The sequence below is a fragment of the Streptomyces cucumeris genome (genome assembly GCF_024295805.1).
In the GTDB taxonomy this organism is placed as follows: Bacteria; Actinomycetota; Actinomycetes; order Streptomycetales; family Streptomycetaceae; genus Streptomyces; species Streptomyces cucumeris.
The window spans coordinates 1-20451 of sequence record NZ_JANCLX010000031.1; the positions used below are offsets into that span (position 1 = coordinate 1).

The following is a 20451-nucleotide window of genomic DNA, read 5'->3' on the forward strand; positions in this document are numbered from 1 at the left end:
TGGGGGGGGGGGGGGGGGGGGGGGGGGGGGGGGGGCCCCCCCCCCCCGCCCCCCCCCCCCACCGCCGCCTACCTACCGCGGCGCGTTGCCCACTACCCGGCCCGTCGCAGTCCCGCGTACTGCATCGAGCCGAACACCACCACGGCGACACCGATGAAGCCCACGTAGCCGCCCCCGAGGAGGGTGAGCGGGAACCACGACGCTCCGGCGGCGAGTATGGCCGCGCAGCCCACCGCCCACACGACGTTGAGCACAACGGCCGCGACGGCGATCGACCGGATCACGGCCGGACGGGTGGCCGCGTACCACAGACCGGCGGCGTAGACCGCCAGGAACGCGCCCTGGGCCCAGTGCAGCCACACCGGCAGGCCGAGCAGCGGGTCCAGCGTCCTGGCGCCCAGCAGGCTGAGAGCCGCGACACTGCCGGACACGACACCGTCCAGCTTCAGGGAGAAGCGCAACAGAGTGTCGTCCGGGGCTGATCCCACCGTGCTGTAGCGGTCAGTTTCTTCCATCGATCTCTCTCTTCGTATCCGGGTGGCCCTGAGGGCCTGTCCTCACGAAGTACAAGGCTGCCGAGCCGGACGCCGTTGTGGATCACGGGATTTCCGTGAGAATGCGCCCGCCCCACTCCCGTCAGCGGAAGATCAAGTTCAGGAGCATGGGGAAGACCGTGCCGAAGACATCGGCCAGGATGGAGGAGGTGAGTTGCTGGGGATTGACGCCCGTGCAGCCGGTGGCGCCATCCTTCTTCTGCGTGGCCGCCTGGTTGCTGCCGGCCGGTGCGAAGTCGGAATCGGAGATGCAGGTCGTCCCGGTCGAGTTGTACGTACCGTCGATGTGGTCCCCCGCGAAGGCCCAGTTGGCCGTGAGCTGGTCGTTGGAGCTGCCGCCGTAGGAACCCTCGTCGCCGTCGTAGAACGCGTAGTTCCCCATGTACCAGAAGGTGAACCTGCGCAGTTCCACGTTCCCGTAGACCTTGCCGGCGGGAAGGGTCTCGGTGCGGCACTGACCGGCCGGGAACGAGGGAATGACCCTGCGGCCGCTCGTCTCGCTGTCGCTGTCGGGATCGTTCTTGACCTTGTAGTCGATCACCGCACGCTCCACGTAGCCGCCGTGATTGCACACCGTGACGCGATTCTCGCCCAGGCCTATCGCCGCCTTCCTGTCCAGCATCAACTCCTTCGGCAAGGTGGAACTCGTGAAGTTGAAGGCGTCTATCTCGCTGGTGGTGCAGTCGGTGACGGCGAACCCGCTCCCGATCATGCACTTGTCACCGCCGGTGAGGCGGACCAGCCATTTGTCGCCCGCCGTGTTCGGCTGGAGGTTCCAGCGGCTCGCACCGTCGCAGGAGGCGTCGGCGAGGAAGTCATTGTCGTCGGTGGTGAGACACTGGCCCGCCTTCGTCCGGGACTCCAGGCGAAAGGTCCCACCGTCGGCGTCGGGCACGAGGGAGTAGCTGCCACCCCAGAAGAGCCCGATGCTTTCATAACTGTCGGCGTGGGCAACCGTTGCCGGGGGAAGCACCACGAGTCCCATGGCTCCGAGAGAAGCCGTGAGCACTCCGGCTCCGATGCGCAATCTCGCACTATCGGTCAACATGATTGATTTCCGCTCCTGTTGTCGCTCAAGGTTCGCCAGCCACTCCCGGACGGAGGAGAACTGACGCGCTTTCACGAGGAGTGAACTGCCGCGCCGGAGAATGCTGAACTGTAGAACTACGCAGGTGCATACCTGTGTCGGTCATGTCCCACGGCAGCCGAGGAAATGATCTCCGAGGCCACATCGCACCCTACGCAGAGCGCCGGTGCTCTCACACAACGCGACTGGCCGAGCAGGTAGTGATGGCGTAGCCGATCGCGTAGTTTCCGCCTTACCGCCGCGCGAGGGGCCGTGCAGTGTGTGAGGTGTTCGACCGCGATGCCGTTCAACGTTGGGTAGGGCGATGGAAACCTCGCAGCAGTCCGCACACGCGCTACGGGCGCCGTTGCGTCACCGCGCCGTCGGCCCCAGCGGCAGAGGCCAGGACGTGGCCCTCATCGAGTGCGACCCCCGTTTTGCCGGTCACACCTCGCGTCCGCTCGCACACCGGCCGGAAGCGGTCGGCCACGCCCGTCGCATCGCCCGGTCGGTGCTCAGCGCCTGGCACATCGACGAGAACGCTGCCCACTCGGTACTGCTCGTGGTGTCCGAGCTGGTCACGAACGCCGTGGAGCATGCTCAGCCGCCGCTCGCCCTGCATCTGTGCCGGGAGAAGGCGGACCGTCGGGTGTGGGTGGGAATCACCGATGGCGGTCCCTCGGTGCAGGACGGCCCGCGGGCGTCCTCCCGCGCTCACGACGAACGCGGGCGTGGCCTGGTCATCGTCGAGGCCCTGGCCGCCGCTCACGGCATCGACCGTCATGTGGGTGGGACCACGCACTGGGCGCGTCTGCCGGTGGTGTACGGAGCTCGCGGATAGGCCCTCCGCCACGCCCGCCGCCCGCTACCTGAGACTACTTACTAGTAGACTTTTTGTCCCGATCAGCGGTCGATTACTCTCCGGAAGTATGAATTCCGCGGCTCGGCCCAGCGTCTCGGAGCGCGTCGAGACCCTTCCGGCCGACGTCACCAGTTTCGTCGGCCGACGGCAGCAGGTGACGGACGCGAAACGGCTGCTGGCAACGTCGCGAGTGGTCACGCTCACCGGTCCTGGAGGGGTGGGCAAGACCCGCCTCGCGCTGCACGTGGCCGCCGCCACGTCGCGGAGCTTCCGGGACGGAGTGCGCTTCGTCGAGCTGGCGGAATTGCGCGATCCTTCTCTGTTCGCGCACACGGTGGCGGCGCAACTCGGCCTGCACGATCAACCCTCACGCACGACGGTCGACATGATCGTCGAGTACCTCGGCTCCCGCGAGGTCCTTCTCGCCCTGGACAACTGTGAGCATCTGATCGACGACTGTGCGCTGTTCGTCGATGCGGTCATCCGAGCGTGTCCCCAGGTGCGGATCCTGGCGACGAGCCGGCAGTCGCTCGGCGTGTACGGCGAGACGACCCTGGTGGTTCCTCCGCTGCCGGTGCCCAGCACGGAAGCGGTGCCGTCGCCGGACGCGCTGACGCAGTACGACGCGGTGAAGCTGTTCGTCGACCGCGCCGCAGCCGTGCTGCCCGGGTTCGATCTCCGCAGCCAGGACTGTGCGGCCATCGCGCGGCTGTGCCGCACGCTCGACGGGATCCCGCTGGCGATCGAGCTGGCCACGGTGTGGCTGCGCGCACTGTCGCTGGGTCAGATCGAGGAGCGCCTGTCCGAACGCTATCGCCTGCTCACCGTCAGCCCCCGGAACGCACCCACACGGCAACGCACACTGCAAGCGCTGATCGACTGGAGCTACGACCTGTGCTCGCGGCCCGAGCAGGAGCTATGGGCCCGGGCATCAGCCTTCTCCGGCAGCTTCGATCTGGACGGCATCGAATACGTCGGCGCCGATGACGGGCTGACGCCGGAGGAGATACGCCACATCGTCCTCTCCCTCGTCGACAAATCCATCCTGATCCGCGATGAGCGTGATGGCCATGTGCGGTACCGGATGCTGGAGACCATTCGCGAGTACGGCGAAGCGCGGCTCATGGCGGCCGGTGAGCACGTCGCCGTCCACCGTCGCCACCGTGACTGGTACGCCCGCATGGTGGAGCAGTTCCAGGCCGAATGGATGGGGCCGGATCAGGATTCCTGGATCCTGCGGCTGCGACGCGAGCACGCCAACCTGCGGGAGGCTCTCAACTTCTGCCTCACCCAGCCCGGCGACGCCGTCGTCGCGCTGCGCCTGGCCGACAAACTGGGGACCTACCTGGGCGCCCAGGGCTTCAACAGCGTCACACGCCACTGGCTCGATCAAGCGCTGGCGGCCAGCTCCGAGCCGTCACCGGAGCGCACCTCGGCGCTGCGTCGAAACGGTTGGGTCGCGCTGCTGCAAGGTGATGCCGACGCCGCGCGGCCACAGCTCGACGAGGCCGCTGATGCGGCCAGGAAGCTCGGTCTCCCCATGGAGAGCGCGTATGTGACGCTGGTGGAGGGGGTGCACGCCGCGTCCTCGGGAGACATGGAGAGAGCGGCGCTGCTCACCGCCGATGCCGTGTCCGGGTTCAGCTCGGGGGACGAACTCAGCGGCAGGCTCCTCGCGATGTCGGTCCATGGGTTCATCCTCGGGGACACCGGTCACCGCGAACGGGGCCTGGCACTCCTCGAAGAAGCCGTTGCCATCAGCGCGCAGCGCGGAGAGGTGGTCTGGCGTACCTGGGCACTCCTCGCCCTTTCCTTCGTCGAGCTCGACCACGATCTGACACACGCGGAAGCGGCGGCGCGCGAGGCCCTGGACCTGCGCCGCCGGGTGAGCGCCAAGTTCCTGATGGCCTTCGCCTTCGAGATCCTCGCCTGGGTGAGCGAACGCCAGGGGCGCCATGTCCGGGCAGCGACCCTGAGCGGTGCCGCCGCCGCCATGTGGCGGACGGTCGGCACCTCACCGGACTACTTTCACCCGGTGGGAGTGGTGCACCATCAGCACATCGGCATGGTCCGCGCGGCCCTGGGCGACGACCGCTACGACACCGCGTTCCGGCGCGGCCGCGACCTGTCCGAACAGGCGGCGGTCGACTACGCGCTCGAGACGGTTCCCCCGGCCGGTGAGCAGCGGCGAGCGAGCGGTGACGAGACCGACTTGACGCCGCGGGAGAAGCAGATCGCCAAGCTGGTGTCCGAGGGGCTGACCAACAAGGAGATCGCGGCACGCCTGGTCATCGCCCCCCGCACGGCCGAGGGACATGTGCAGCGCATCCTCATCAAGCTCGGGTTCAGCTCACGTGCGCAGATCGCCGCCTGGTACGTCAGCGGACAGACGGTCCGGGAAGTGTCCCTCCCCTCGAACTGACCGCCGTGGCCCACCCGCGAGCGGCGACCCTGACGCATCCCCGTCGGATCCCCTGACGTAGCGTTCACCGCGAAGAGGCTCGATACGCACGGGGGTTGGATGATGAAGAAGCCGACACGGCGCCAGTGGCTCGCTATCGGCACCACCGGTGCCGTCCTCGCCCTCGCGGCCGTCTTCGTCGTACGTGAGGTGACATCATCGGCGTCCGGGATCGAGCCCGCCGAGCACGCTGATTCGCGGGCGTGCGCCGGACTCGCGGACGGGTACCGGGACACGGTGGCCGGCAAGGACCGCGACCGTGTCGATGTGCCGGGGGCCGCGTCCTGGGGTGACGGTGCGGTGGTCTGGCGCTGCGGTCTCACACCGATCCCGCCCACCGTCGACCCGTGCGTCACCGTCAACGGCGTGGACTGGGTCCTTTGGGAAGCCGAGTCCACCGGTGGGAAGAAGAGCCTGATCACCTACGGCCGCACTCCGGCCGTCGAGGTCACCGTCCGGGACGACACCACGGCGATCGACGCGGCACTGGTCGACATCAGCCGGATGGCCGCACCACTGCGGAAGTACACCAAGTGCATCTCCACCAGTGACGTCCCCCTCTGAGGCACTCCCCCACCGCGGGTGCGGCCGGCGTCAGGCCAGCAGCTGATTGGGGTGGGAGAGCCGGCGCGCGGTCGCCAGGAGGGCGTGGATCTGGGGTCCGGCCTGGTCGATGTCGGTCACGGGCGTCTTGAACGGCAGCCGGACATCGCGGTGGGTGCGCGGGTACTCCAGGCGCAGGGTCAGGCCGTAACGGTCCATGGCCACCGGCAGGGCGCGCAGCATGCCACGCTCCGGGTGCGGGCGGATCAGGCGCAGCAGCAGGGGGATCAGCTCGCTGTGGTCGTCCACGAGATGGGTCAGCATGCCCGCTTCGCTGGTGGCGATGGGGTCGAGTTCGGTCGCCTCCAGGGCATGGAGGGTGACGTAGGAGCGCCCCTCGGCGTCTTCGAGGACCGCCTGGCCGAACTCCATGCAGGTGCTCTCCGTGGCCTCCGCACTGTACGGGGCGGCGAGCAGTCCGGTCACCGTGACACGGGCGCGCAGCCGGTCGCGTACGGGGGTGGGGGCGATGTCGGTGAGCTCCAGCCGGACCGGGATGCGTGCCGTGCTCTGGGCGCTCGTGTCCTCGGCGGGGGCGTGCAGATGGAAGTGGCCCATCGCGCCGGTGCCGTCGAGGCGGCGCACTTCGGTGTGGAGCCCGTCGCTCACCACCGACATGGAATGGGCGGCGGCGAGGATCGACCGGACGCGCTCGGCGGCGGTCGGGGTGATGGCGCGGCTGCTGAAAGGACGCATCCGGGTACTCCAGCGCGGTAGGACGGCATGCACGGGCTACTTAGGCATGCCTAACCTAACTTATGGCGATGCGGTTCGGGTAGTTCGCCCCCCCCGAGGACACCTCGGGGGGGGGCGGACAGCCGACCGTGCCGGAGCCCGGCCCCCGCCGGACCCGGGGGTCAGAGGATCTCTTCCAGCCGTTCGCGGTTGAGCAGGTACAGGGGCAGGTACGGCTGCTTCGCGGTGAGGGGGAACGCGTAGTCGTAGGCGAGGCTCGCCATCGCGAGCGGTCCGAGCGCGGCGCGGGCACGTGGCGCCCCCGACTCGCCCCAGTAGCCGCCGTGGGCCGCGAGGGCTTCCTTCAGCGCCTCCTCGAAGGCCTCGTGCTCGCCCGTGATCAGGCGGTGGAAGAGCGCGGCGGGCTGGTAATCGACCCGGTTCACGAAGTCGTTCGGCGCGTGGGTCACGGCCTCCGGCATCGATGTCTGCATGGTGGCGACCAGCTTCTCCACCACATCGTCCATGGGACTCCGGGTGAAGTAGCTCCGCAGGGTGTCGACCCAGTGCAGGACGTAGGTGTCGACGGAATCGTCCTCCCGCAGCCTCGCCGGCGGCACCTGGCACAGGTCGCCGATCCGTTCCTTCTGACGGCAGACGATGGCGAGGTAGAGCGCGTCGAGCCAGGCGCGGGCGTCCGCGGGCGGTTCGGCGGGGGTGGCGGGGAGCTCCCGGACCAGATCCTCGCCCAGTGTGCATTCCTGCGGCTCCGCGCCGGTGAACAGTGCGCAGCCGAGTCGCAGTGCGGTCGCCCAGGCGTCCCAGGTCTCGATACGCGCGGCAGCGGGGTCGGAGGCGCAGTGGGCATGGGCGAGTGTGACGGCGGAAGTGAAGGCGTCGCCCAGTCCGGCGGGGTCCTGGGCGAGCCGGGCTATCGACTCGGCCGTGGTGTGCGTCAGTTCGCCGATGTCCGGGGCCGTGGCCGAGGCGCGGGTGGCCAGCCGTCCGGCGTCGTCCAGCCGGATCAGGCCCTTCATCAGACCGAGCAGCTCCGGTGGCGGCCGCAGGGAGAGGGTGCGGGTGTCATGGTCGATGTCCGTGAGCGAGGTCAGACGGCCGCGGTGCCACCAGTAGACCCGCGGTGAGAGCGCGCCCGGCCCGTCCTCATGAGCCCCCAGCGCGTACGCCGCGAGCCCGTTGAGCGCGTCGGCCACCGAGCCGTCCGCGATGGGGTGGTACGCCAGATGGTGCCGGTTCGGCACGACGACGAGGGCACCGCCCTCCGGCAGGGGCTCGCCGACGACCTCCCGCGCCAGGTCCGACAGGACCAGCGCCTTGCCGGCCACGAACGGGGAGTCACCGCGGACGGTGTGCACCCGCGCCCGCCCCTCGATGAGCAGCTCCTCGTGGTCGACCGGCACCCGCGCCAGGTTCGTGTACGCCGCCTGCCCCAGCTCCTCGAACCCGGCGCGCTCCACGTCCGCGTCGGTGAGGATCCGCACACTGGTGGGCCCGTCGAGGGCGTAGGCGAGGACGAGGCCGTCGGCCACCACGCGCGCGTACCGCAGGGCGTCGGCGAGTTCGGGGGTGAGGGATTCGACGGGCAGCAGCCGGACGTACGCCCCCCGCAGCAACTCCTCGGCGCTCTCCCCGCCCTGGCTCGCCTGCCGCAGAGCGGCGAAGTGCGCGGCGACCAGACCGGGCCATTCGGCCTCCGGCGCGCGGCGGCAGACGTCCGCCAGATTGCCCAGGGGGTGGTCATGACCGTCCTGGGCGTAGGGCGCGGCGAGTGCCCGCAGGTGTGCGGCCTGCGCGGCCGTCAGCATGGGCAGGCCGGGGTCGGGGGCGCCCGCGGTGTGCGGGACGTCGTCGTGTTTCATCCCGACGACCCTATGGGGTGGGGCCGACACCGCGCCCCGGGCGGGGTGTCGGGCACCGCGCGGGCGGGGCTCACGCGGGCCCGGCCGCCCCACCGACCGTGTGCATATGCCGCAGCCCCTGGCGGTAGGAGTCGAGGAGCCCGGTCTCGGTGTAGGGCACCCCGAGGGCGCGGCAGTGCTGCCGGACCAGCGGCCGGGCGAGGCGGAGGTGGGGCCGGGGCAGGTTCGGGAAGAGGTGGTGTTCGATCTGGTAGTTCAGTCCGCCGAGCAGCCAGTCCGTGACCGCGCCGCCGCGTACGTTGCGCGAGGTCAGGACCTGGCGGCGGAGGTGGCCCCAGCGCTCACCCGCCGCGTCGGTCATCTCCATGCCCTTGTGGTTGGGCGCGAAGGCCATGCCCAGGTGGAGTCCGAAGAGCGCCTGGTGGAGCAGGGCGAACGCGAGGGCCTTGCCCACCGGCAGACAGCTCAGCAGCAGGACGCCGTAGCCGATCAAGTGCAGCGCCAGCAGGGCGCCTTCGACAGCCCGCTCCCGCGGCGGCTGGCGCCGGAGGTCCTGCACACTGCTCACCTTCAGGGCGATGCCTTCGAGGAGCAGCATCGGGAAGAACAGCCGCGCCTGGTGCCGGGTCACCCAGCGGGCGAACCCACGGCGCTCGGCGGCCTGTTCCTCCGTCCACACCAGGGCGCCGACACCGACATCGGGGTCCTTCTCGATGTGGTTGGGGTTGGCGTGGTGCCGGTTGTGCTTGTCGTTCCACCACGCGTAGCTCATACCGAGGAGCAGATTGCCGTGGACGAGTCCGATGGCCCGGTTCGCCCGTCGGCCGGTGGCGATCTGGGAGTGTCCGGCGTCATGGCCGACGAAGGCGGTACGGGCGGACAGGACCGCGAGCGGCGGGGCGAGCAGCAGCGTCCACCAGGTGTTCCCGGCGAGGACGAGCGCCACGGCCACGGCCGCCAGGGCGAGGAGGTTCAGGGTGATCATCCGGGCGTACCAGCCGCGGCGCCGCTCCAGCAGCCCCTGTGCCCTGACCTCCCGCAGGAGGGGGGCGAACTCGCTCCCCGGCGGCGCGGTACCGCCGGCGCGTACGCGAGACTCGGGCGGCAGGGTGGCCTGAGACATGGAGGACTCCGGTCCTGTATCGGTCGCAACGTTCTGACCTGCAAAAACGTACGGCCCACAGACAGGGCGGCGCCATGGCGGCACCACCCCGACCACCCGGGGGCCAGCCCCCGGACGCCGCAGGGGGGCTGGCTACACCCTCCCGCCCCGGCGCCCCTATGAGGGGGCGGGACCGGTGCTGGCCCGGATCACCAGCTCCGGGTCGAACAGCAGCTCCCCGGTGGGGACATCGCGATGGCCGACCAGAGCCAGCACCGTGCGGCCGACTTCGAGCGAGAGCCGGTCGGCAGGCTGGCGCACCGTGGTGAGCGGGGGGTCCACGAACTCGGTGATCATCGTGCCGTCGTATCCCACCACCGAGACGTCCCCGGGCACCGAGCGGCCCTGGCGACGTACCCCGCGGATGGCGCCCAGGGCCATGTAGTCACTGGCCGCGACGATGGCGGTGGCCCCGAGCCCGAGGAGGGTGGTGGCGGCCGACTGGCCGCCCTCGACGGTGTACGACTGCCGGATCACCCAGTGCCCGGGGTCCTCGATGCCCCGCTTGGCCATGGCCGTCAGGAAGCCCTCGACACGCTTGTCGGCCGGGTGGTTGCCGACCGGGCCGGAGGCCATGCCGATCCTGCGGTGTCCGAGGCGGTGGAGGTGGTCGACGGCCAGTTCGGCGGCCAGGACGTCATCGGTGGAGAACACGGGCGCGGGCACACCGTCCGCGAACTCCCCGTTGATGGCGACGTACGGGATGCGGCGCGTCCGCAGCATCTCGTAGGTCTCGAGATCCGCTCCCTCGACGGTGTTCGACGCCGAGAGGAAGACCACCGCCGCGATGCCCTTGTCCACCAGGGAGGCGAGGAAGTCCCGCTCCTGGACGCCGCCGGGGAACGCGGGACACACCACCGTCTTCAGCCCATGGGGCGCGAGGGAGGACTCGATCCGTTCGGCGACGTCGGCGAAGAACGGATTGGACACGTGTTCGGTGAGTACCGCGACCAACTGGCCGTGGGTCGGCCGTTCGTAGCCGAGCTCGGCCATGGCCTGCTCGACGGCGTCGCGGGTCTTCCTGGAGACGCCCTGCCGCCGGTTGATCACACGGCTGACGGTCGCCTCGCTGACCCCTGCCCGCGCGGCGACCTCGGTGATCCCCACCTTCACTGCGTGCCGCCTTCCCTGATCCGGAGTGTGGCCATTCCCATGCTCGGTACGGAGACCGTGTGCAAGCCGGGCGCGAGTACACGCCGGCACCGGTCGATGATACGGCCACGGGGATCGTGGACCGTGATGTCCGCGGCGAGGGAGTCCTCCTCCGCCGACACGGTGAGCCGGTCCACCGGTGTGCCGTTGACCAGGACGACGCTTCGCTGTCCGGCGGACCGCAGCGGCACGACGCGATCGCTGTGCACATCGATGACGCACACCCCGTCGGCCGTCGAACGTACCAGCGTGTAGAGCTCGTCGGGCCGCCCCGGTTCGACCGTGCCGTCCAGCAGTTGGGGGCGCAGCCGCCGCCAGGCGGACAACCAGAACGCGATGGCCTCGCGGTGGCCCGCGGGGAGCCGGTCCAGTCGCACCGAGAGCTGTGGCACGGCGTGGAAGGCGCCGATGAGCTGGCGCACCGCGGCCTCGACCGGGGCGCCGGGATCCCACAGCAGCATGTCGGAGTGGACAACGCCACCGATGGTGAGCAGTGCGGTGTCGATGGTGCGCACCCGGTTGGCGGTCGCGTCCGCCGGGCAGTCGAAGGAGCGCATCATATTGCCGAACGGGGCCATACCGGGGCCGGTGTACGGCTGGCGCAGCTCCAGCAGCACATCGGGGCGGACGGTCCGGAGCGCGTGTCGCAGGTCGGCCAGGAGGAGGGCCATGGCCGCTCCGACGTCCCCGGCGCCGTCGCCCGCGTAGACCATGGCCTGGTCGAGGAAGTCCACCTTCAGGCCGTCGAGTCCGTGGTCGCGCACCAGGCGTACGCACTGCTCGACGACGCGGGCGCGCACCTCCGGGCGGCGCGGGTCCAGGACATCGGCGCCGGGGACGGTGGCGGGGCGCGTGGCGTACGGTGCCCACCGGCTGTGGCACGCCGCCCGTGGGCCCAGGAGGAGGGGGGCGACCCAGACCATGTAGCGCAGGCCGTGTGCGCGGACCCGGGCGACGTGGGAGGTGAAGTCCGGGAACGTGGTGTCGTCCGGCTCCCAGTCACCGCATCCCCCGTAGCCGCGTCCATGACCGTGGCGCTGCCAGCCGTCGTCCAGGATCATCACACCGCAGCCCAGTTCGGCCGCCAGCCGGGCCTGGACCTCGATGGATTCCGCGTCGACCTGCTGGTTGAAGGCGTACCAGGTGGAGTAGACGGGGGTGCGGGCGCTGTCGGGTACCGGCAGCGCCGCCACCTCGCCCGTGAACCAGTCGCGCAGCACGCGCAGCGCCGCGGCGACGGACTCCGCCCGCGGTACGAGGAGCAGCCGGTGCGGTCCGTCCGACGCGGGCAGATGGAGGTGGACGACGTAGGTGTCGTTCTCCTCCGACACCCCGAACCGCAGGGCAGTCTCCGGGACGGGGTCGACGGCCGCGAAGGTCAGCAGGGTCGCGCCGGAGTGGTCGTAGAGACAGCCCGCGGCGTGTCCGTCGACCAGCGAGGCCACCGCGTGTCCCTCCCAGTCGGCGAGCAGGGTGCGATGCCATCCGACCCGCGGATGCCAGTACCCCGCGGCATCACCGAGTGGTACCGAGAAGCGCACCTCGACGGGGGCTCCACCGGCCCGCAGCCACAGGGTGCTGGGGCCCCCGGGCTCCGCCACCAGGTCCCAGGAGACTTCCGCGCCGGGCGCCAGCACGGCGATGCTCACACCGTCGAGCAGCGGCTCACGGGCCGCGGGAGCCAGCTCCGCGGTGGTGACGGCCTGGTGGGTCGCATGGGACATGGTCACTCCTTCACGGCACCGGCCAGCAGGCCGGAGACGAAGTGGCGTTGCAGCACGAGGAAGACGACGGCCATGGGCACCGCGGCGACGGCGGTACCCGCGAGGATGGCTCCGTAGTCGGTGTTGTTCAGGCCCTGGAGGGCCGCGAGGGCCACGGGAATGGTGAACGACTCGCTGTCGCGGAGCACGATCAGCGGCCAGATGAAGTCGTTCCACTGGTAGAGGAAGAGGAAGATGGCGAGCGCCGCGAGCGCGGGTTTCATCGGCGGGAGGACCACCTTCCAGAACAGCCGCAGCTCACCGCAGCCGTCCATCCGGGCGGAGTCGAGCAGTTCGTCGGGGAGCGCGGCCATCGACTGGCGCATCAGGAAGATGCCGAACGGCAGGGCCAGGTTCGGCATGACCACGGCCTGGTAGGTGTTCAGCCACTCCAGCTCGGCCATCAGCTTGAACAGCGGGATCAGGGTCACCTGGACCGGGATCACCAGCCCGAGCATCAGCAGTCCGAACAGCGCTTCGCGGCCCTTGAAACGGTATTTGGCGAAGCCGTACCCGGCGAGGGTGCACACGGCCCCGGCGCACAGCGTGTAAAGGGCCGCGATCAGGGTGGAGTTGAGGACCACCCGGCCGAAGGACGCGGTCCGTTGCAGGGTGTCGAGGTTCTCCCCGAGGTGGCCGCCGGGCAGCAGCGGCGGAGGGCTGTCGAAGATCTCGCGGCTGCTGTGGGTACTGGCGACGACCAGCCAGTGGAGGGGGATGACCACCGCTGCCAGGGCGATGGCGAGCGACGAGGTCAGCAGGATGCCGTGGCGGCGCTGTGCGGGCTTCACGACCTGTCTCCCAACACCCGGAACTGGACGATTCCCAGGAGGCCGATGAGGACGGCGAGCACATAGGCGATGGCCGACGCGTAGCCGAAGTCGAAGTATTTGAAGGCGGTCTGGTAGAGGTACACACCGATGGTCAGGGTGGCGTTGTCCGGGCCGCCCCCGGTGAGGATGTACGGCTCGTCGAAGAGCTGCAGGGTGCCGATGGTGGACAGGACCGTGGTGAGGAGCAGCGCGGGACGCAGTCCCGGCAGGGTCACATGGCGGAAGGAGTGCCAGGGGCCCGCTCCGTCCACGGCGGCCGCGTCGTACAGCTCGGCCGGCACGGTCTGCAGCCGGGCCAGCAGGATCACCGCGTTGTATCCGGTGTAGTGCCAGGTCAGTACGAAGCCGATGGAGATCTTCGCCCAGAGGGGATCGGTCAGCCAGGGGATGCCGTCGCTGCCGAAGAGTCCAAGGAACCAGTTGACCAGGCCGTACTCCTGGTGGAGGAGGACGGAGAACATGATCCCGTAGGCCACCAGACCGGTGACCATCGGCAGGAAGAATCCCAGCCGGAAGACCGAACGGCCGCGCAGGATTGCTGAGTTGAGTGCCACCGCGAGTCCGGTGGCGAGGGCCAGCATCACCGGAACCTGGACGGCGAGCACCACGGCCGTGTTCTTCAGCGCGGTCCAGAAGAGGGGGTCGTCGACCAGGCGCCGGTAGTTCTCGCCGCCCACGAAGGTGTCCACGCCGCCCACCGTCTTGTGCAGGCTGAGCACGAAGGACCAGCCGATGGGGTAGAGCTTGAACGCCGCGAACAGGACGAGGGCCGGCAGGATGAAGAGGTAGGGAGCGAGGCGCCCGCGCGGTCCGCCCCTCTTCGCTCCGGCCGCGGCGAGGGGCTCCGACACCGTCGACGGCTTGTGGAGGACGGCGCTCACCGGACGACCTTCCGCCCGGTCTGCTTGCCGAGCCGGTCGGCGGCGTCGTGCAGGGCACCGGCCGGGTCGGCGCCCTTGAGCAGCACCCTGGTCTGGGCGTCGGTGACCACCTTGAGCGCGCGGGCGTAGTCGGAGGAGTAGGTGAAGGAGGGGGAAGGCGCCTTGAGCGCCTTGAGGAAGACCTCTCCCCGCTTCTGTCCTCCGAAGTAGGCCGACGGCTCGTGGAAGGCCGCGTCGTCGTACGCCTTCATCAGGGCCGGGGCGATGGCCTGGTCCCGGTAGATCCTCGCCTGCGAGGCCGGGCGGGTCAGTACGTACTCGACGAAGGTCCAGGCGGCGGCCTGGTGGGGGCTGCTGCCCGCGACGGCGAGGTGGGTGGAGTTGACGGTGGCCGAACGGGAGCCGCCGGGGCGGACGGCCGGGGGAAGCTGGACGCGCCACTTGCCCTTCTGCTGGGGCACTTCACGTTCGATGACACCACCGAACCAGGTGGGCATGGGCTGCACCGCGACGGTGCTCTTCTTCAGCGAGCTCACCATGGTGTTCCAGCCGCCGGAGAAATCGCTGACGAGCCCGGAGTCGTTCATCCGCTTGATGATCTTCATGGCACGCACCGCCTCCGGGGAGTCGAGCGTGATGTCACCGTCGGCGTTGAAGTAGAAGGCGCCCTGGAGCTGAAGGAGCATCTGGAAGAAGTTGGCGGCATCGGCCTGGGAGGCGGGCTTGTCGATGCCGATCAGCCGGGTACCCGTGTCGGCCTTGATCTTCTTCCCGGCCTCCACGACATCGTCCCAGGTGGCCAGCGCACCCGCGTCGACACCGGCCTTCTCGAAGAGGTCCGCCCGGTACCAGAAGCCCGCCGAATTCGCCTCCCAGGGGAGGGCGTTGACCCGGGAACCCGTCGGCGAGACGGTGCGCCACAGACCCGGGGCGAAGGCTCCGCGGTACTTGGCGGCGCCCAGTTCGCCCAGGTCGGCGAGGCCCTCCGGGAACTTCTCGGTATAGCCGGGGAGGTAGTCGACACCGATGTGCAGCACATCGGCGAGACCCTCGCCGCCGGCCGCCATGGCGGTGGTGATCTTGTCCCAGATGGCCGGGTTGCCGATGTCCTCGACGGTCACCTCGATGCCCGGATGCTTCCTGCGGAACTCCGGCACCAGCGCCTTCAGCGCGGTGGCCGGACCCTGCCAGCTCCAGACGGTGAGGGAGCCCTTGTTCTTGTCACCCGCGCCACCGGTCCCGGCGGAGCCGGAACCGGAACACGCGGCGAGCGAGGTCGTGGCGGCGAGGGCGCCGCCGAGCTGGAGAAGTCTTCGGCGGTCGATGCCGCGGGGGGTGTTCACGGGCGAGACGTTCATGACTGATCCCTGTCTGCGGCGGTGTGCACAGCCGCGCCGTGGCACGAGGGGTGATGGCAGGAACGTAGTACTTGCAAAGATTCACTGCAATCTTTCTGCAGTCTTTAATTTGTTGCTTGCTTTCACATAAGCAAGTCTGCGCACGCTCATTGCAAGTCACAGGAACCCATTGCTAGCGTCACCGCCCCAAGGGCCGCCCGGCTCCCGTCCACGCCGATGACGACCGGGAGAAACAGAGATGAGACCTTCCCGCCTGGCCATGCTGTCCGCGCTCTCCACCCTCAGCGTGCTCGCGGTGACACTCCTGCCGACCGGTGGGGCTCCCGCCGCGGCCACCCCACCGGCACCGCTCACCGTCGACGACCCCGGTTTCGAGCAGAAGGGCGCGGGCTGGACCTTCACCTCGGGTGCGGGGACCGCCACCAACCTGCCCCACGGCGGGGACCGGCTGCTCTTCCTCGACGCGGGGCCGGAGCGGAAGGCGTCCCAGACCGTGACGGCCCGGCGCTCCGGCACCTACGACCTCTCCGCGTGGATCGCCACGGGAGGGCCCGGCGCCCACTTCACGGTGCGGGTGAACGGGCACGTCACGGACTCCGTCGAGCTGCCGAGCCGCCCCACGTACGCCCGCTACACGGTCAGCCGGACAGCCGTGAGGGCCGGCGACCGGCTGGAGATCGCCTTCGAGTCCGGCGAGGGGTGGGTGAACGCCGACGACGTCATGGTGTCGCCGTCCTCCCCGGTGAATCCCACGGTCAGCTCCTCGGACCCGAGGATCGTGGAGATGTTCACCTGGTCCAAGCGGAAGGCCAACAGCTGGGTACAGCTCCCGGGCACCCAGGGGCCGTTGAACGTCGACGAGAACCAGCGGGCGGGCACCGGCAGCGCCTCCTACGGCCCGAGCTACTGGGCGGGTTACGCCCACCGCAGCGCGTACTACTCGCGCGACTTCGCCCACCAGCTCGGCGGAGCCGCCGTCCTCGGACTCACCACCGAGAACAAGGCGATGCTCCGCTCCTACGCCGCCTCCGCCACGGCCGCGCACCGCTACTACCCGGTCTGGGCGCTGAACTTCGACATCACCACCCCGCACACCATCGACTACCACGGCCCCGACGACTTCGTCCGCGAAGTGCCCGCCACCTTCGAACTGGTGGAGAAGGCCAATGAGGCCTACCGGTGGAGCGGTGACCGCGCCTACCTCGACGACACCGCCCTGTGGAACTACTACCGTCACGCGACCGGGAAGTTCGTCGATCTGCACAACGGCACCAAGGACAACGGCAAGGTCAAGGTGGCCGAGGGGACGGGGCGGGGCATCTTCGCCGGGGCCGCCAGCTACAACGAGGAGGGCAACGAACACCTCGCCGAGGCGGGTGACGGCATCGCGGCGCAGTACCAGGCGTACCGGGCGCTGGCCGAGCTCGCACACGACAAGGGCGACCGCTCCCTCGCCACCGCGTCCGCCCGCCAGGCCCGGAAGCTCAAGGAGTACTTCAACTCCACCTGGAGCGGGGAGGGTTCGGGTGCCTCGATGGTGCGCGCCTACCGCACCGACGGCACGGCGCTCACCGGCTGGGGCAAGGAGAACAGCTGGTTCATGCCGATGAAGGGCATCATCGCCCCCGGCCCCCGCAACGACGCCTACCTCGACTACATCGACCAGCAGGCGAGTGGCCCGGGCAGACCCGCGAACATCGAGGCCCTCACGTATCTCCCGGACACCTTCTTCCGGTACAACCGCGCGGACACGGCCTGGAAGTGGATGCGCCACATCTACGACCAGCGGAACACCCAGCACACCGTGACCCGCCAGGGCCCCAACGGGGACTATCCCGAGGTGTCCTTCACCCTGCTCGGCCAGACGGTCCAGGGGCTGATGGGTGTCGCACCCAACGCGCCCCACCATGCCCTGACCACCCAGTCACGGCTGCCCAACGGAATGGACTGGCTGAAACTGGACCACCTGCGCATCGGCCGGAGCACCTTCGGTCTGCGCCACGACGGCACCACGTCGTCCACCCTCACCCACACCTCCGGGGACGCCGCCTACCGCTGGGAGGCCCGGTTCCCCGGCGAACACGGCCGGATCACGGTCGACGGGAAGAAGCGCACGCCCCGGACCAGGACGGTGGACGGCGTGACGTACACCTACACCGTCGTCTCCGTGGCCCCCGGAACGTCCAGGACCGTCCGGATCGGCTGATCCTCCCCACCCTCGAACCGCGGAGCGGCCGGTCAGATCTCGGGGAACTCCGGCGACAGCCCGAGCTCCTCGGCAACCGGCCGCCAGATGGCGGCGAGCACATCATCCGCGGTGACCGTGGGATCGCCCAGCATCAGCCGGATGCCGTAGCCGTCACTCAGCGCGAGCACCAGGGTACTGAGGCGCTGGACGTCCGCCGGGCGGAACTCACCGGAGGCCACCCCCTGCTCGATCGCCCCGCCGACCCACGCGTGGAGCTGGGCGTAGAGGTCCACGGCGAACAGCCGTGTCGTCTCATCGCGCAGCGACCGCACCCACAGCTCCTGCCACAGCCGCCAGTCCTGGCGGAGTTCGGGGTCGGTCGGCAGCAGGCTGTGCACGATCCTGGCCAGGACGACGGCGGCGGGCACCGTGGCCGCGTCGTCGTCGAGGCCGAGGGCGGTGGAGGCGAAGGAGTGGGTCATCGCCTCCGTGAAGAGCTTCTCGCGGGTGTCGAAGTGGTAGTGCAGCAGGGCGGTGGACACCCCGGCGCGCTCGGCCACCATCTTCATCCGGATCTTCTCGAAGCCGACCTCGGCGATCACCTCGCACGCGGCGGACAGGATGCGCTCGCGGGTCCCTTCCGCGGTGCGCGCCCTGGTCTCCATGTCGTGCCCTCCCCCACTCGTCGTACGGTGTGCCGTGGCCATCATCCCTCACCCCGATTCCGGGCGGGCGGCCGCCGTGCCGGGGCCGTGCTCGGAGTAGCTGTGGAAACCCTGCCCCGACTTGCGGCCCAGCAGACCGGCGTCGACCATCCGGGCCAGCAGGGGTGGCGGCGAGTAGTGCGGTTCCCTGAACTCGGCGTACAGGGAGTCGGCGATGGCCTGGGTGGTGTCCAGACCGATGAGGTCGGCCAGGGCGAGCGGGCCCAGGGGGTGGGCGCAGCCCAGGACCATGCCCCGGTCGATGTCCTGGGCGGTGGCGATACCGGACTCGACCATCCGGACGGCGGCCAGCAGATACGGGACGAGCAGCGCGTTGACGACGAATCCGGCGCGGTCGGGGGCGCGGATGACCTCCTTGCCGAGGACACCGGTGGTGAAGGTCTCGGCCCGGGCGAGGGTGTCGGCCGAGGTGAGCAGCGAGGGCACCAGCTCCACCAGCGGCAGGACCGGAACCGGGTTGAAGAAGTGCACACCGATGACATGGCCGGGCCGTGAGGTGGCGGTGGCCAGGCGGATGACGGGGATCGCGGAGGTGTTGGTGGCCAGGACGCAGTCCTCGGAGGTGAGGAGGGCGTCCAGGCGGGTGAACACCTCCAGCTTGACGCGTTCGTCCTCGGCGACGGCTTCGACGACCAGGTCACGGTCGTGCAGTGCGTCCAGGTCGTCGGCGACGGTGATCCTGGCCAGTGCCTCGTCGCGGAGGCCGGGAGTGATGCCGCCGCGGGAGGCGGCGCGCTCCAGGGAGCGGGCGATGCGCTCCCGGCCCGCGCGGGCCGCGTGGGCGTCGCGCTCCACGACGGTCACCGGCAGCCCGGCGCGGGCGCAGACTTCGGCGATGCCCGCGCCCATGAGGCCGCAACCCACTACTCCGACGCGTTCGATGCCGCCCATCGCGGTTCCTTCCTGCCGTGGTTCATGAGGCCGTGATTCATGGGGCCGTGGTTCATGGGCCGTGGAGTGGTGGCCGCGGCGCACCGCCGCGGCCAGGTGGTCTGCCATGGGGATGGCTTCCGCGCTCCCGGGGGCGGCCCGGCCCTGGCTCGCCCCCGGGAGCGGGAAGTGCGGGGGCTCAGCGCGAACCGGGCAGTGCCAGGACTCCCGTACCACGCTTGACCAGTTCATTGGCGATGATCAGCCGCTGGATCTCGGAGGTGCCCTCCCAGATCCGGTCCACCCGCAGCTCGCGGTAGAGCCGTTCGACGGCGTAGGAGCGGTCGTAGCCACGGCCGCCGAAGATCTGCAGACACCGGTCGATCACCCGGCCGGACGCCTCGCTGGCGGCCAGCTTGGCGATGGACGCCTTGGCGTGCAGGGTCTTGCGGTCCTCCGGCGACGCCTGGTCGACCTCCCACGCCACCTGGTGGGTGTAGGCGCGGTTGACGGCGATGTCCACGGCGGAGTCGGCCAGCATCCCTTGGATCAGCTGGTAGCTGGCGATGGGGGCACCGAACTGCTCACGTTCCACGGCCCAGTCGCGGGCCAGCTCCAGCGCCCGCTCGGCCGCGCCGATGGTCCGCGCGGCGATCATCAGACGCTCCTCGGTGAACCACGAGCGGGTGATGTCGTAGCCCCCTCCGATCCCGCCGAGCACCGCGTCCTCGCCCACCTGGACATCGGTGAAGGTGAACTCGGGGTGCTCATAGACGAAGGTGTGCATGAAGCGGGGCACCCGGGTCATCTCGATACCGGGGGTGTCCTTGTCGACGAGGAAGAGGGTCGGGGCGCCCTCGGGTCCCGCGGCGGCGAGGACGATCATGAAGTCGGCGTGGTCGCCGACGGTCACGAACCACTTCTCACCGTTGAGCACCCATCCGGCGTCGTTCCTGGTGGCGGTGGTGGCCAGGTTCTGCGGGTCGGATCCGGCTTCGGGCTCGGTGACGGCGTAGCAGTCGCGCCGCCGTCCCTCGATGACCGGGACGAGGAAGCGTTCGCGCTGTTCGGGGGTGCAGAAGCGCAGCGCGTTGGCCGGGCGCCACACCATGTCCCACAGTGCGCCGGTGAGCCGTCCCAGCTCCTCCTGGACGGTGGCCTGTTCGGCGATGGTCAGCCCGGCGCCACCCCATTCGGCAGGCATGTTGACCGCCTGGAGTCCGGAGTCGAGGACCGCGTCGCGGATGGTGGCGTGGTCGCTCTCGGGCAGGCCGTTGTTCTCCTCGCAGGCGATTTCATAGCCCGCGATGAGGTCGGTGAGCGCGCGGGCGTCGGCCTTGAGCCGGGCCTGACGTTCGGTGAGACGGAAGTCCATGGCGGTCCTCACTGCTTCGAGGGTTTGGAGGGTGGTGGCGGGG

General features: G+C 69.9%; 17 protein-coding genes. 4 read left to right on the forward strand and 13 right to left on the reverse strand.

The window, feature by feature from the left end; genetic code table 11:
- Positions 1 to 92 precede the first annotated feature (92 nt).
- Both NMK44_RS32325 and NMK44_RS32330 read right to left on the reverse strand, forming a co-directional pair.
- On the reverse strand, positions 93 to 515 hold the full coding sequence (locus NMK44_RS32325; RefSeq protein WP_254749777.1) for a hypothetical protein: 423 nt from the start codon (positions 513 to 515) through the stop codon (positions 93 to 95).
- Between the two features lie 121 nt (positions 516 to 636).
- Positions 637 to 1539, reverse strand: coding sequence for a hypothetical protein (locus NMK44_RS32330; protein WP_254749779.1), 903 nt, complete (start codon positions 1537 to 1539; stop codon positions 637 to 639).
- 406 nt (positions 1540 to 1945) lie between these two features.
- Between NMK44_RS32330 and NMK44_RS32335 the strand changes: the two genes are divergently transcribed.
- From NMK44_RS32335 to NMK44_RS32345, 3 genes are all read left to right on the forward strand, one after another.
- Positions 1946 to 2461: an ATP-binding protein gene (locus tag NMK44_RS32335; protein ID WP_254749781.1), complete on the forward strand. Its 516-nt coding sequence runs from the start codon at positions 1946 to 1948 to the stop codon at positions 2459 to 2461.
- Between the two features lie 88 nt (positions 2462 to 2549).
- The gene (locus tag NMK44_RS32340; protein WP_254749783.1) at positions 2550 to 4904 is read left to right on the forward strand and encodes a LuxR C-terminal-related transcriptional regulator; all 2355 of its coding nucleotides are present in this window, start codon (positions 2550 to 2552) and stop codon (positions 4902 to 4904) included.
- 99 nt (positions 4905 to 5003) lie between these two features.
- The gene (locus tag NMK44_RS32345; RefSeq protein ID WP_254749785.1) at positions 5004 to 5507 is read left to right on the forward strand and encodes a DUF3515 family protein; all 504 of its coding nucleotides are present in this window, start codon (positions 5004 to 5006) and stop codon (positions 5505 to 5507) included.
- A gap of 30 nt (positions 5508 to 5537) precedes the next feature.
- On the opposite strand, the gene NMK44_RS32350 is transcribed toward NMK44_RS32345, so the two are convergent.
- The 8 genes from NMK44_RS32350 to NMK44_RS32385 all read right to left on the reverse strand — a co-directional run bounded on the left by NMK44_RS32350 (position 5538) and on the right by NMK44_RS32385 (position 15250).
- The gene (locus tag NMK44_RS32350; RefSeq protein WP_254749787.1) at positions 5538 to 6242 is read right to left on the reverse strand and encodes a DUF2470 domain-containing protein; all 705 of its coding nucleotides are present in this window, start codon (positions 6240 to 6242) and stop codon (positions 5538 to 5540) included.
- A 161-nt stretch (positions 6243 to 6403) separates the two neighbouring features.
- Complete coding sequence (locus tag NMK44_RS32355) at positions 6404 to 8101, reverse strand: immunity 49 family protein (protein ID WP_254749789.1); 1698 nt, start codon at positions 8099 to 8101, stop codon at positions 6404 to 6406.
- A 70-nt stretch (positions 8102 to 8171) separates the two neighbouring features.
- The gene (locus tag NMK44_RS32360) at positions 8172 to 9224 is read right to left on the reverse strand and encodes an acyl-CoA desaturase (RefSeq protein ID WP_254749791.1); all 1053 of its coding nucleotides are present in this window, start codon (positions 9222 to 9224) and stop codon (positions 8172 to 8174) included.
- 156 nt (positions 9225 to 9380) lie between these two features.
- On the reverse strand, positions 9381 to 10370 hold the full coding sequence (locus tag NMK44_RS32365) for a LacI family DNA-binding transcriptional regulator (RefSeq protein WP_254749793.1): 990 nt from the start codon (positions 10368 to 10370) through the stop codon (positions 9381 to 9383).
- A gap of 2 nt (positions 10371 to 10372) precedes the next feature.
- Positions 10373 to 12139 (reverse strand): glycoside hydrolase family 36 protein, encoded by a 1767-nt coding sequence (locus NMK44_RS32370; RefSeq protein WP_254749795.1) that lies wholly within the window; start codon positions 12137 to 12139, stop codon positions 10373 to 10375.
- 2 nt (positions 12140 to 12141) lie between these two features.
- Positions 12142 to 12969, reverse strand: coding sequence for a carbohydrate ABC transporter permease (locus NMK44_RS32375; protein WP_254749798.1), 828 nt, complete (start codon positions 12967 to 12969; stop codon positions 12142 to 12144).
- Positions 12966 to 13892 (reverse strand): carbohydrate ABC transporter permease, encoded by a 927-nt coding sequence (locus NMK44_RS32380; protein ID WP_254749800.1) that lies wholly within the window; start codon positions 13890 to 13892, stop codon positions 12966 to 12968. Before NMK44_RS32380 ends, NMK44_RS32375 begins: the two co-directional genes overlap by 4 nt.
- Positions 13889 to 15250, reverse strand: a complete 1362-nt coding sequence (locus NMK44_RS32385) for an ABC transporter substrate-binding protein (protein ID WP_254749802.1) — start codon at positions 15248 to 15250, stop codon at positions 13889 to 13891. The genes NMK44_RS32380 and NMK44_RS32385 overlap by 4 nt, the downstream gene beginning before the upstream one ends.
- Before the next feature lie 238 nt (positions 15251 to 15488).
- Between NMK44_RS32385 and NMK44_RS32390 the strand changes: the two genes are divergently transcribed.
- Positions 15489 to 17456 (forward strand): carbohydrate-binding protein, encoded by a 1968-nt coding sequence (locus NMK44_RS32390; protein WP_254749804.1) that lies wholly within the window; start codon positions 15489 to 15491, stop codon positions 17454 to 17456.
- Positions 17457 to 17488: 32 nt separating this feature from the next.
- Here the strand turns inward: NMK44_RS32390 and NMK44_RS32395 are convergent, their stop codons facing one another.
- The 3 genes from NMK44_RS32395 to NMK44_RS32405 form a co-directional block, all read right to left on the reverse strand.
- Positions 17489 to 18103 (reverse strand): TetR/AcrR family transcriptional regulator, encoded by a 615-nt coding sequence (locus tag NMK44_RS32395; RefSeq protein ID WP_254749806.1) that lies wholly within the window; start codon positions 18101 to 18103, stop codon positions 17489 to 17491.
- A 48-nt stretch (positions 18104 to 18151) separates the two neighbouring features.
- A complete protein-coding gene (locus NMK44_RS32400; RefSeq protein ID WP_254749808.1) occupies positions 18152 to 19054 on the reverse strand; it encodes a 3-hydroxybutyryl-CoA dehydrogenase in 903 nt (300 codons plus the stop codon).
- Between the two features lie 178 nt (positions 19055 to 19232).
- On the reverse strand, positions 19233 to 20408 hold the full coding sequence (locus NMK44_RS32405; protein WP_254749810.1) for an acyl-CoA dehydrogenase family protein: 1176 nt from the start codon (positions 20406 to 20408) through the stop codon (positions 19233 to 19235).
- Positions 20409 to 20451 lie beyond the last annotated feature (43 nt).

Bases quoted from the DNA above. Each gene is read 5' to 3' on its own strand.
- NMK44_RS32325 (WP_254749777.1), bottom strand. From the start codon at position 515: ATGGAAGAAACTGACCGCTACAGCACGGTGGGATCAGCCCCGGACGAC.
- NMK44_RS32390 (WP_254749804.1), top strand. From the start codon at position 15,489: ATGAGACCTTCCCGCCTGGCCATGCTGTCCGCGCTCTCCACCCTCAGC.
- NMK44_RS32330 (WP_254749779.1), bottom strand. From the start codon at position 1,539: ATGGGACTCGTGGTGCTTCCCCCGGCAACGGTTGCCCACGCCGACAGT.
- NMK44_RS32395 (WP_254749806.1), bottom strand. From the start codon at position 18,103: ATGGAGACCAGGGCGCGCACCGCGGAAGGGACCCGCGAGCGCATCCTG.
- NMK44_RS32370 (WP_254749795.1), bottom strand. From the start codon at position 12,139: ATGTCCCATGCGACCCACCAGGCCGTCACCACCGCGGAGCTGGCTCCC.
- NMK44_RS32355 (WP_254749789.1), bottom strand. From the start codon at position 8,101: ATGAAACACGACGACGTCCCGCACACCGCGGGCGCCCCCGACCCCGGC.
- NMK44_RS32350 (WP_254749787.1), bottom strand. From the start codon at position 6,242: ATGCGTCCTTTCAGCAGCCGCGCCATCACCCCGACCGCCGCCGAGCGC.
- NMK44_RS32345 (WP_254749785.1), top strand. From the start codon at position 5,004: ATGATGAAGAAGCCGACACGGCGCCAGTGGCTCGCTATCGGCACCACC.
- NMK44_RS32340 (WP_254749783.1), top strand. From the start codon at position 2,550: ATGAATTCCGCGGCTCGGCCCAGCGTCTCGGAGCGCGTCGAGACCCTT.
- NMK44_RS32385 (WP_254749802.1), bottom strand. From the start codon at position 15,250: ATGAACGTCTCGCCCGTGAACACCCCCCGCGGCATCGACCGCCGAAGA.
- NMK44_RS32335 (WP_254749781.1), top strand. From the start codon at position 1,946: ATGGAAACCTCGCAGCAGTCCGCACACGCGCTACGGGCGCCGTTGCGT.
- NMK44_RS32360 (WP_254749791.1), bottom strand. From the start codon at position 9,224: ATGTCTCAGGCCACCCTGCCGCCCGAGTCTCGCGTACGCGCCGGCGGT.
- NMK44_RS32405 (WP_254749810.1), bottom strand. From the start codon at position 20,408: ATGGACTTCCGTCTCACCGAACGTCAGGCCCGGCTCAAGGCCGACGCC.
- NMK44_RS32400 (WP_254749808.1), bottom strand. From the start codon at position 19,054: ATGGGCGGCATCGAACGCGTCGGAGTAGTGGGTTGCGGCCTCATGGGC.